The sequence below is a fragment of the Parabacteroides sp. AT13 genome (genome assembly GCF_002272965.1).
Lineage (GTDB): Bacteria > Bacteroidota > Bacteroidia > Bacteroidales > Tannerellaceae > Parabacteroides > Parabacteroides distasonis.
This window is the reverse complement of record NZ_NQMH01000001.1, coordinates 3,240,043-3,252,520: the sequence shown is the minus strand read 5'-3', so window position 1 is coordinate 3,252,520 and position 12,478 is coordinate 3,240,043. Positions and strand designations below refer to the sequence as shown.

The following is a 12,478-nucleotide window of genomic DNA, read 5'->3' as shown; positions in this document are numbered from 1 at the left end:
TATTGATTTTACACTTTGTTATACCTAAGACAAATGTCACTCCCACTCGATGGTTGCAGGCGGCTTCGAGCTGATGTCGTACACGACTCTATTCACGCCTTTCACCTTATTGATAATCTCGTTGGAAACTTTGGCGAGGAACTCGTACGGAAGCTGCGCCCAATCGGCGGTCATAGCGTCCGTGGAAGTTACCGCACGTAAAGCTACCGTATTCTCATAGGTACGCTCATCGCCCATTACACCTACGGATTGAATCGGAAGTAAGATTACCCCAGCTTGCCAAATCTTATCGTAAAGTCCCCACTCACGCATCAATGACATATAGATATCGTCAGCATCTTGCAGGATACGTACCTTTTCCGGCGTGATATCACCCAAGATACGGATACCCAATCCCGGTCCCGGGAACGGATGGCGCTTGATCAAATGCGGTTGCATACCCAACTCCATACCAACACGGCGAACCTCATCCTTGAAAAGAAGACGAAGCGGCTCGACGAGTTTCAAGTTCATCGTATCCGGAAGTCCGCCCACATTATGATGGCTCTTGATAACCGTACCTGTGATAGAAAGCGACTCAATCACATCCGGATAAATCGTACCTTGCCCCAGCCACTTGATATCTTTCAGCTTATGCGCCTCCTCATCGAAGACATCGATAAATCCTTTGCCGATGATCTTACGTTTCTTCTCCGGTTCCGTAACGCCCGCTAGTTCTTTATAGAACTTATCTTTTGCGTTTACGCCGATCACGTTCAATCCTAAATGCTCATAATCCCTCATTACGTTCTCGAACTCATTCTTGCGCAGCAAACCATGATCCACGAAAATGCAAGTCAAGTTCTTACCGATCGCCTTATTCAGCAATACGGCCGTAACAGATGAATCCACACCGCCGGAAAGAGCCAAGATCACCTTGTCATCTCCCAATTGCTCCTTCAACTCAGCTACGGTAGATTCGATAAAGGAAGCCGGTGTCCAATCCTTGGCGCATCCGCAAATATTCAAGAAGTTATCCAGCAACTTCGTACCGTCTGTCGAATGGAATACTTCCGGATGAAACTGAACGCCCCACGTTTTCTCACCTTCCACATGGTAAGCGGCAGCCCTCACGTCGTCCGTGCTGGCGATCACCTTGAAATTATCCGGCAATACGGTAATCGTATCCCCATGAGACATCCATATCTGTGAACCCACATGGATCCCTTTCAGTAATTCATCCTCACCATCAATGTGCGACAAATTAGCACGTCCATACTCACGTGAATTAGCCGGTTCCACATTACCTCCGGATGTATAAGCTAGAAACTGCGCTCCATAACAAATACCTAAGACGGGATACTTCCCCCGTATCTCGGTCAAATCAGCCTTAAAGGCATTCTCGTCGTATACGGAATAAGGACTTCCGGAAAGGATCACACCTTTCACGTCGGTAGCGTCATGCGGGAATTTGTTATAAGGAACGATCTCACAATACATATTCAACTCTCTGACCCTACGGCCGATAAGCTGGGTTGTCTGCGAGCCGAAATCAAGAATAATAAGTTTCTCGTGCATGCAATTATGATTATTTAATTGAGTGGCGCAAAGGTAGTAATAAATTCGGGAAGCATAAACACACTGGGCAAATATTCTTCCTTATCACGATACTTTTAAAGGATCTTCCTTTGTCCTATTACGCCTTTCCTCCTGAGACATTCATTATCCACCATCCGTTGCACGATCGTCCACCAACTGTTACATGATCATGCAACGGATGGTGGACGATCATGCAACAGCCATTAGAAGATGAATACCTCAAGAGGAAAACCACAAATCCCCCTAAGGATCCGGCCTAGGGAAGCCATGAAAACAGCGAACCGCCCGACAACCCGGCGAGAGTTACAAACGGACAAAACAAAAAAAGCCTCGAAGCGTTCATTACAAACAACTTCGAGGCTTTCCTCCGAGGTTCCTGGCGGATTCGAACCGCCGTACATGGTTTTGCAGACCACTGACTAAGCCACTCATCCAAGGAACCGAATTAATCAAAAATAAAAGTAATTTTCAATTCTTAATACTGAATTTTCAATTACCAAGAGGTTCCTGGCGGATTCGAACCGCCGTACACGGTTTTGCAGACCGCTGACTAAGCCACTCATCCAAGGAACCATAACTTCTAACACAAAACAACTGCTTTCGTTTTGCGAGTGCAAAGAAAGATAATAATATTGGAATTACCAAACTTTTCCTTTCTTTTTTATTTTTCCCTCCGAATATTATAGAAGTAGAGAAAATGAGCTTACCTTTGCCTATCAAATAGATAAATAACGAAAAAATGACTTATACAGAAACTGTAATACCGGGCGTATGGATCATTGAGCCAAAGGTATTGAAAGATGCGCGCGGATACTTTATGGAAGCTTTTAAGCAAGCGGAATTCGAGGAGCATATCGGAAAAATCCAGTTCGTGCAAGACAACGAATCTTGCTCCTCTAAAGGCGTATTACGAGGATTACACTATCAGCTAGCGCCCTATTCTCAATCTAAATTAGTCAGGGTGATCAAAGGACGGGTATTGGATGTAGCCGTAGATGTACGTGAAGGCTCGCCCACATTCGGCAAATATATAGCTGTAGAGTTATCGGACGAGAATAAACGCCAGTTATTTATTCCACAGGGATTCGCCCATGGATTCCATGTATTAAGTGACGAGGCTATCTTTACCTATAAAGTAGATAATCCATATACTCCGACGCATGAACGGGGAATCCGCTATGACGATCCCACAGTCCATGTAGATTGGAGCATCACAGATCCGGAATCGATCAACCTATCCGAGAAAGACACCAAGGCTCCATCGCTGAAAGACGCTGAGCTTAATTTCAAATACTAAACACTGTACAGATATGAAAACTTACCTAGTTACCGGTGCCGCCGGTTTTATCGGTGCCAATTTTATCAAACATATGCTGGCGAAATATGACGATATCAAGATCGTTGTCCTAGACTTGCTGACTTACGCAGGTAATTTGGGCACCATCGCTGAGGATATCGATGGAGTACGTTGCGAGTTCGTGAAAGGCGATATTTGCGACCGTGCCTTGGCCGACCAGCTATTCGAGAAATACAACTTCGATTATGTCGTGAACTTCGCCGCTGAAAGTCATGTAGACCGAAGCATCGAAAATCCCCAGCTATTCCTGCAAACCAACATCCTTGGTACACAAAACCTATTGGACGCCGCACGAAAAGCATGGGTTACCGGTAAGGCCGAGACTGGTTATCCGGTATGGCGTGAAGGTGTACGTTTCCATCAAGTCTCTACCGATGAGGTCTATGGAAGCCTAGGTGCCGAAGGGTATTTCCACGAGACCACGCCTTTAGATCCCCGAAGCCCGTACAGCGCCTCCAAGACAAGCGCGGACTTATTCGTAAAGGCTTATCACGAGACATATAAGATGCCGGTATCTATTACCCGTTGTTCCAACAACTACGGACCTTACCATTTCCCGGAAAAATTGATTCCCTTAATCATAAAGAACATATTGGAAGGTAAATCCCTACCTGTATATGGTGACGGCACAAACGTACGCGACTGGTTATATGTAGAGGATCATTGCAAGGCGATCGACGCCGTAATCCACCACGGGCGTGTGGGAGAGGTTTACAACGTAGGCGGTCATAACGAGAAGCAGAACATCGAGATCGTGAAACTCACGATCCGGACGATCCATCAACTAATGACCGAACAACCGGAATATCGCCAAGTATTAAAGAAAAAAGAGATCGGTGCCGATGGACAAATCTCTATCGACTGGATCAACGACAGCTTGATTACATTCGTGAAAGACCGTCTGGGCCATGATCAACGATACGCCATCGACCCGACGAAGATCACCAACGAATTAGGCTGGACACCAGAGACCTGCTTCGAGGTCGGTATCGTAAAAACCATCCGTTGGTATCTTGAGAACCAAAAATGGGTAGAGGATATCACCGGTGGAGATTACATGAAATATTACGAGCAAATGTATGGATCACGTTGATTCCTCAACGTGACCGTGTGTATGTGGATGAATCTCAGAGAGGCTGTTTCCTAATTCGGGAGCGGCCTCTCTTATTTGTTTCCGGATCGTCTCGCGTATCTCCTCACGCACATTCCTGCGGGTACTATCCAGTTCCGCTTGCTTGGCAGGTTTCAAGAAATCTTTATATTTACATTTCACTATCTTGAACTTGAAATCATCCAGATTCCCTTTTATATCGATACCCAACTTAAACGGTACCGGCGATTTTAAAACCGAGAGATGGTAATCGAACGTCATATCCAAATTATGCGTTCCTCCTACGGCTACTTTATACCGGTCCATCTCCACCAAGAATGGGAATACCTCGATCTTGTTATCATGGATCGCTAAATCTACCGCTATACTATCGATCATATTCCGTTTTTTATTCTTGAACATCAGCGTCTTCGATATCTCGGTAAATGTCTCACCATCCAGCAACACCATATTCTTTCCGCTCAGGTAGCAAGAGGCATTTACAGACGGCAGCAACACGGACATCGTAGAATCCGCCTTGCAAGTAGCCGTCATCTGGCAATCTACCATGCCTTCGAACGAACGAAGCATAGGGACCAATGTGTCGATATCCGGGAATAAACTGATTAACCGTTCCACTAAAATATCATTTAAGGACAACTCAAATCCCATAGTCGCCTCTTGATCTGTTTTGGTCGTATAAACCATCGTCAGATCTCCGGAACCGATATTCGAGCTCATACATAAATCGCTCAGATTGATACTTTGATCCCGGATTACAACCTCACCTTTCACATCCTCCAACTTCAGATCCTTAAAATCTATTTTTTTAGCATTTGTATGAAGCGTCAGATCCAAGAATTTCGGAACGACAAATAGTTGAGAGATCGAATCCGTAGCGACACTATCCACGGTATTCGCTAATAGATGATCCGTCTCCAGTACGGAGATACTGTCTTCCGAGAAGGCCCTAACCGAGTTGGATGCCAATTGATCAGAAAACTGCAAACCTTTACCTATAGCTAGCATCAACTGGTTACAATCGATCAGATCGGATTCCAACTCGAAATTCGCTTTCAGCTTTCCTCCCCGTAGCATGGCCCGCCGGATGCCGCTAAGCTCTCCGCTCAAAGTAAGATCGCTCTTTCCTAAATGCAGGCGGGCACCACTCAACGTCATATTGTTAGTATTGAAATTCACGCTTGTCTCATCAATATACATCGGAATGGGGAATAAGCGGCTAAAGCCCCTCAATTGCTTAAACCTCACTTGTCCCCGAGCCTCCCATTGGCGTAAGACACTGTTTGAGGAAGCGACCGAATCCACTTGCGACCGCTGTCTATTCGCCCTTCGGGTGGTCTGCGTGCGCCTGCGCAAGGTATCACCGGCGGCAATACGGCGTTCACGTTGTTGACGGATCGCTTGCCGATAAGGTAATGCTTCCAAAGAGAACTGGCTTTCCGTCAGAACCATACCCGTCCGTAAAGGGATAAGAATATATTTTAAGGTGTCCACCGAGATCGTAGCTCCCGCCATAGGGATCCGTTTATCTGTAGAAGAAGCCTTGATGCCCCCTTTCAACACGGTCTTACCGGCCACCATCCAGGTAGAATCCGGCAACTTGGTGCGCAAATGATCAAATTCCAACCCTGCAGTCATAGGGATAACAGCCGTTGTATCAATAACCGGCGTCGTATTGGCTACCATCTTCAATCCACCGATATTCGTACTGATCTCATCCTTATACTTTATATTCAAGGTATCCACCGATAGATTAGCGCTCAACAATCCTTTCGCATTCAGATATTTACTTTCATTTTCCGTAGATCCTACAAACAGATTCGCCCCAGCGATATACATATCCACGCCTAACGGCTTACTAAACGCCTTGAAGCGATCAACCGTCAAATTGCCGGATGATTTGACCTTGGCGAAGCGGCTATTCACGATATCATCCACCTTAAACACCGTAGATAAATCAGCCATCACGGTACCCTCCAGCAGCAGTGTGTCGGGATTCAAGAACTCTTTAGCCAAACGGGTAAAATCGACCTGCCCTTTCATCTCCGCCCGAATCGCGGGATTCCTCCAGATATCCCTAACCTCGCTACTCATGGTCAGCGAGGTATTCAACCCGATCAATGTCAGCTCCTCCAAAGAGACATACGAAGAATCCGGGTAAGCGCCATTCAAATGTAAATCCACGTCCATGCGCAAGGTATCGATCCCCTGTTCAATACCTTTTACATGATAAGAACCATCCTCTATCTTGCAGCATAAGTTCACGGTCGGAACGATACTATCCCCTAATTCTCCACGGATATCCCCTTCCAAAATAATACGTCCCTCAGCAAGTGTTTTATCCCGATCCTTAAAATATTCATCCGGAATAAAATGTAAGAGATCATTCATATCGGAAACCTTCAACCCGAAAGTCATATCGATCCGTGACGGATTATCCTCGGTAGCCGGCACCATAAAGCCATCCGCCGTAAAAGGCAGGTTATTCACCAGCAACTCCGCGTTCCTCAACCCAATCCGGTGAAGTCCGTCAGCCAACAACAAACGTCCCTTGAAGCGTAACGCTAACTTATTCGCCAAAGAATAAGACGGGCTACGGAATACGATCGAGGAAGAACCGGTCTCCACATCCAACTTATTTCCTCGTTGGGTCAAAAGGCCGTCTATATGTAAAAAGAAACCATCGATCGCCGTATATAAATCCTGCTGCCGGTCATCATAGACAAAATGCCCATTCGTAATATGCACTTGCTGCAAATCTATTTTAGGCAATGGAGATGACGATGATTCATCTACCGAATCCATCTCACTTTGATAAATCTCCCAATTCGCCTTTCCCTCCTCATTCACATAACCATAAAAACGGATACTATCCATGATAACCCGAGGAATCGTCACTTTCCCGCTAAACAGATAATCCGTAGGGTTAAATACGACGATCGCTTTTTTGAAAGACAACAAGGAATCCGAAGGAATCATCAAATCCCCCTGATAGCCTATAGAATCCTCAGCCAGATGTGAGATCAAACGCCCATTCGTCAACTTCACTCCCAGATAAGGATACGTCTCAAAATAAGTCAACTCCACCCGCTCACATTCCAAATGAGCCTCAATAAATTCGTTTGTTTTCTCTACGACCAGAGGTGTCAGCTTTTCCGGGGGTAAGACCGCCCATTTCAGTATACCAACCCCGATCAAGGGAAGTATGAAAAAGATCCCGACCAACGCAGACACAACAACCAGCAATATCTTTCTTATTCGTACCATACTCATTCCTTCATCTTATCACAAACAACACTAATTAAATTGTATGAGCAAAAATACGAAATACTATCCCAAAGACAACGCTTATCTCATAAAAAAAGGCCCCCCGCAATGAGAGACCTTCTTTTTACATCTTATTTATTTTTCTACAATTCATTTATCCAGAACCTCGTATTTAGAATGCTGGCTCTTGAACTCAGGAACAATCTCCTTCATCCGCTTCACGATCTGCATATCCCCCTCCACGGCACAAGCATGTACCAAGGCATCAATCCGCAGATTGGCGTCCGCATAATCATACGCACGGACTTGGGCGATCTTGATCTTCGGATGAAAAGTAGGCTTGGAGGTCTCCTCCTCGTTGAGTACCTCCTCATACAACTTCTCCCCGTCTCGCAATCCCGTGAACCGGATCTCGATTCCCTTCACCCCGCTCAGACGGATCATCCGCTCAGCCAGATCCACGATCCGTACAGGTTTACCCATATCGAACACGAAGATCTCGCCCCCATTACCCATCGTACCGGCCTCTAGGACTAGCTTACAAGCCTCCGGTATCAGCATGAAGAAACGAATGATATCCTTGTGCGTCACCGTCACCGGACCACCCCGCTTGATCTGCTCCTTGAATAACGGGATCACGGAACCGTTCGATCCCAGCACATTGCCGAAACGAGTCGTCACGAATTGCGTACGACCCCTCACCTTCCCATCCTTAATAGCCTGATCCAAGCTCTGCACGTAGATCTCGCAAATACGTTTCGAGCAGCCCATCACGTTCGTGGGATTCACCGCCTTGTCGGTCGATACCATCACGAACTTCCTCGTGCCGTATTTCACCGACAAGTCTGCGATCACCCGGGTACCGTCCACGTTGTTGCGGACACTCTCCTCCGGATTATCCTCCATCATAGGTACATGCTTGTAGGCCGCGGCATGAAACACGTAATCCGGACGATGCTCCTCGAACAGCTCCTCCATGCGTTCACGCACACAAATATCGCTCACAACCGTATAGGATTCTATATTCGACCACTGACGAGCCATCATCAAGCGGACATCGTGCAAGGGGGTCTCCGCCTGATCTATCAAGACCATACGTTCCGGGGCGAACTGGGCAACCTGCCGCACGATCTCGCTACCGATACTCCCGGCGGCTCCTGTTATCAGAATCCGCTTACCGGTAAGCTGCTTCCTCACCGCCTCCAAGTCTATCTCGATCTTATCACGGGGCAGTAAATCCTCTATATTCACCTCCCTCAACTGGGTATGGCTCAAGTCGCTCCTCCCGTCCCACTCTTGGGCGGCAGGAGTCATATAGATCTTTATATTCGCCTTGATCAGCCTGTCCACCATCTCCTGATTATTCCGGATCGCCTCAACCTTTAAGGGAGATACCAACAAAACATCGGCTTGCAGCCTTCTCATCACACCAATCAAATCCTCGTTATTCGGATAAACCTTGACTCCCATTAAATACCGATTCCCAATCTCAGCCATGTCCGAGATAAATCCAGCCAGCACAAACCGGGCCGGATCTTGATTCTGGATACTTTTCGCCAAACTCACCCCACCTTGCTTCACGCCATAGATAAAGGCACGCTCAGCCTTAGCCACACGAAAAGTACTTACATAAAAATATTTCACGAACACACGCATCATCCACATCAAGCTCATAGCCAACAATGCGGAGAGGATCAGATCCCGTTTACGGATATACACCAAATAAGGAGAAAAGTCCGTCAACGCCTGAAACACGACTACGCAAATCAAGCCAAACAAAACGGCGAATCCCACCTTTTGCAAGTCCACGAAAGAGGAATAACGTATAATCCCCGAATAGGTATGGAACAGGCGAAAGCCTACCAGATAAGGAATCAGGCATACCAACAGCGTGACCAATAGATGTCCTAAGATATCCAAGGTCGACAACACACCATTATTCAAGGTATACACCAATAAGCCGGAAAATAAGATCAAGCAGCAATCCAGCAAGATAATACCCCAATAGGGTAAGGATTTCTTGGAAAAGTACCAGGTAGATAGTCGAGAAAAAGGATCCCTCATATCAATTCTTGTTTATGTAGTTACACGAATAATCTATAGAATAAAAGCTCTTTTGGGCTATTTCGATACAATAGCTCTAAATGTTTGAAATATCAATCTTATATCGAAAGTAAAGGAATGTCTGGCAACATATTCCAGATTAATACGCAATTTATCTGGCATTATTACTTCAACATAATACTTATCTGGATCATTAACCCGTTCAAGAAGTTCATTCTCATTTCGATACCGAATAGAAGCCAAATCAGTAATGCCCGGCCTAACATCCAACACATGCATTTGTTCTTCCGTATACATATCAACATACTTACGAACTTCTGGACGAGGACCAACCAAACTCATATCCCCTTTAAACACATTAATCAATTGAGGAAATTCATCCAATTTGTATTTACGGATATAATAGCCGGACCGAGTAATCCGAGGATCATGTCCACCTACAGTAATAAGTCCTTTCTTATCTGAACCCACACACATGCTACGGAATTTAAATAGCTGAAAATCCATATTATTACGCCCCACACGAACTTGCTTATAAAAGACTGGACCGATAGAATCACACTTAATCCAAATTGTCAAAATGATAAATAGAGGACTAAGCAAGATAAGCCCTATCCCGCTCGCAACAATATCAAATATACGTTTCAAATCGTTTGGATTATTTTATTGGGAAATAATGTCAACAAAATTGGAAATCACATACTCCACATCCTCATCCGTAAGACTGGTGTGTAAAGGTAAAGTAATCTCATTATGGTATTGGTTATAAGCATTCGGATAATTTGCGATATCAAAGCCTAAATTTTTATAGGCCGTCATCATAGGTAAAGGCTTATAATGTACGTTACAAGCGATCCCACGTTCAGCCATCCGTTCTATCACTGCATTTCGATATTCCACATCCTCACCAAGCAAACGTACAAGATACAAATGTCCACTCGAAGAATAGTCATCACCAAAATGATCCAAGACCTGCACATCGCACCCCTTCAGTCCTTCATTATACCTCTCAATAATCTGACGACGACGATACAGCATTTCCGGATAACGCTTCAACTGCGCAAGACCAATACCCGCCATCACATCCGTCATATTACACTTATAATACGGAGCGACAATATCATACTCCCATGCCCCCAACCTCGTTTTAGCAAGCGCATCCTTGTTCTGCCCATGAAGGGAAAGCAATTGAAACTGTTTATAAAGAGACTCGTTATCAACTCCATCATGATTTCTCCAAGTCAACGCACCTCCCTCTGCTGTCGTAAGGTTTTTCACGGCATGGAAGGAAAACGAAGTAAAATCAGCGATCTCACCACACATCTTTCCATGCCATTTGGCACCAAAAGCATGAGCGGCATCCGCAAGTACGATAACCCGACCGTACGCCTTCTGGATATCGTTCGCTGGCGAAAACAAATGTTTCTTGCTCTCTACGGCAGCGAATATCTTATCATAATCACAAACCACACCGGCAAGATCAACAGGCAGAACCACCTTTGTCCTCTCCGTGATCGCATCTGCCAACTTATCATAATCCATCTCAAACGAATCAGGAGCGGTATCTACCATGACAACCTTTGCCCCCACATGACAAGTTACACTTGCGGTAGCGGTATACGTATAAGCGGGAGTAATCACCTCGTCTCCTTGTCCAACGCCCAAAACACGCAATATCAACTCCATACAAGCCGTAGCCGAATTCAAGCATACAGCTTGCTCCGTCTGACAACACAAGGCAATTAATCTCTCAAATTCTTTTGTCTTAGGCCCCGTAGTGATCCAACCGGAACGAAGAGCCTCTGATACTAAATTAACCTCACTTTCAGTTATATCAGGAGGAGAAAAAGGAATTTTTTTTATACTCATAACTTCATACAAGTTTATTATCATTATTAATCATTCAATCAAAATTGTAAAAAACTTTTTTGAATTTATCATAAATATGATCAAATGTTAGATTATCTGCAATATATTTTTTCGCTTGCTTACCTATTTTTTCTCTTAGAGAACGATCATCCATTAATTTTATAATAGTATCAGCCATTTCTTGAAAATGAGTTCGGATAAAGATATGTTCTCCATCAACAATCCCCTCCAGTCCTTCTGCTCCAATTTCAGTTGTCACAACACAGCAACCGATTGACATCGCTTCAATAATTTTATTTTGTACTCCAGCTCCAGAATACATAGGAACCACCACAACAGAAGCTTTCTTCAAATAAAACTTAGGATCATCGACAAACCCCGTAATAATAACATGCTCAGATGCAAGTCGACAAACAGAGGCAGATGGTCGAGAGCCTACAATATAAAAACGAACGGATGGATCCAAAAGCAAAATAAGAGGTAGTACATATCGAACAAAAGTCGTTACAGCAACTATATTTGGTTCATAAAACATAGATCCTACAAAAACAATATTTCGAGAATCATTAGGAATAATAAGTTGATCGTCAAAATCAACACTATTACCGATTACCTCAATATGTTTATTTGAAATTTCTAGATCTGCATGCCTCAAAATAAACTGACGATCGACATCGGATATAATAATAAATTTATCAAAAGATTTTAAAACTTTATTCTCGTAACTAATTAATCGATTTGCCTCGAATTTATAAACCAGTCTCCATATCCAATTCGCTTTTAAAGAAGCTCCAATATAGTTCATTGAAATAGCATCAACATAATCAATTATCTTATTACACTTACTTCCATCAACGTACGGAACTGTTCTAATATTATTACAAAAAACATAATCATACAAAGATAAATGTTCCTGTATATAACTCATCATCCTCGGAGAATAAAAATAACTACATTGTAATGGTCTAGATTTAAAAAAGCCCAACAATGCGCGTAATATACATTTCCACTTGGGCTCTAAGAATTCACTTACTTGTCGACAAAAACAACGCAACTCAGTTAGATCCGCAAATGTTTTATAAGGATTACAAGTATATACCAAATCAACTTCAAATATTTGTGACAACATCCGAATCATTTGAGATGTACGAATAGAAGCTCCGTCTTGAACTGGAAATGGACGTTTAGAACTAATTACAAGAATACGTTTACGAGAATCCATGACACAAATA

At 44.1% G+C, this 12,478-nt stretch carries 8 protein-coding genes and 2 tRNA genes; 2 read left to right on the top strand and 8 right to left on the bottom strand.

What is annotated here, in order from left to right:
- Positions 1–36: 36 nt before the first annotated feature.
- The 3 genes from guaA to CI959_RS13685 all read right to left on the bottom strand — a co-directional run bounded on the left by guaA (position 37) and on the right by CI959_RS13685 (position 2,151).
- A complete protein-coding gene (gene guaA / locus CI959_RS13700) occupies positions 37–1,557 on the bottom strand; it encodes a glutamine-hydrolyzing GMP synthase (RefSeq protein WP_009275897.1) in 1,521 nt (506 codons plus the stop codon).
- 391 nt (positions 1,558–1,948) lie between these two features.
- Positions 1,949–2,020, bottom strand: a tRNA-Cys gene (locus CI959_RS13690).
- A 59-nt stretch (positions 2,021–2,079) separates the two neighbouring features.
- A tRNA-Cys gene (locus tag CI959_RS13685) sits at positions 2,080–2,151 on the bottom strand.
- A 166-nt stretch (positions 2,152–2,317) separates the two neighbouring features.
- Between CI959_RS13685 and rfbC the strand changes: the two genes are divergently transcribed.
- Entirely contained in the window at positions 2,318–2,875 is a 558-nt protein-coding gene (rfbC, locus tag CI959_RS13680; protein ID WP_057317213.1) for a dTDP-4-dehydrorhamnose 3,5-epimerase, read from the top strand.
- A gap of 13 nt (positions 2,876–2,888) precedes the next feature.
- Positions 2,889–4,028 carry a dTDP-glucose 4,6-dehydratase gene (rfbB, locus tag CI959_RS13675; protein ID WP_057317212.1) on the top strand — a complete coding sequence of 380 codons (1,140 nt, stop codon included), beginning with the start codon at positions 2,889–2,891 and terminating at the stop codon, positions 4,026–4,028.
- Here rfbB and CI959_RS13670 read toward each other — a convergent pair.
- From CI959_RS13670 to CI959_RS13650, 5 genes are all read right to left on the bottom strand, one after another.
- Positions 4,020–7,319 carry an AsmA-like C-terminal region-containing protein gene (locus CI959_RS13670; protein ID WP_081033153.1) on the bottom strand — a complete coding sequence of 1,100 codons (3,300 nt, stop codon included), beginning with the start codon at positions 7,317–7,319 and terminating at the stop codon, positions 4,020–4,022. The two genes, rfbB and CI959_RS13670, sit on opposite strands and share 9 nt — an antisense overlap.
- A 144-nt stretch (positions 7,320–7,463) precedes the next feature.
- Positions 7,464–9,377, bottom strand: a complete 1,914-nt coding sequence (locus CI959_RS13665) for a nucleoside-diphosphate sugar epimerase/dehydratase (RefSeq protein WP_057317211.1) — start codon at positions 9,375–9,377, stop codon at positions 7,464–7,466.
- A 57-nt stretch (positions 9,378–9,434) separates the two neighbouring features.
- Positions 9,435–10,025, bottom strand: coding sequence for a sugar transferase (locus CI959_RS13660; RefSeq protein WP_057317210.1), 591 nt, complete (start codon positions 10,023–10,025; stop codon positions 9,435–9,437).
- A gap of 15 nt (positions 10,026–10,040) precedes the next feature.
- The gene (locus CI959_RS13655) at positions 10,041–11,240 is read right to left on the bottom strand and encodes a DegT/DnrJ/EryC1/StrS aminotransferase family protein (protein ID WP_057317216.1); all 1,200 of its coding nucleotides are present in this window, start codon (positions 11,238–11,240) and stop codon (positions 10,041–10,043) included.
- Positions 11,241–11,280: 40 nt separating this feature from the next.
- The gene (locus CI959_RS13650) at positions 11,281–12,468 is read right to left on the bottom strand and encodes a glycosyltransferase (RefSeq protein ID WP_253282332.1); all 1,188 of its coding nucleotides are present in this window, start codon (positions 12,466–12,468) and stop codon (positions 11,281–11,283) included.
- Between the last annotated feature and the right edge of the window lie 10 nt (positions 12,469–12,478).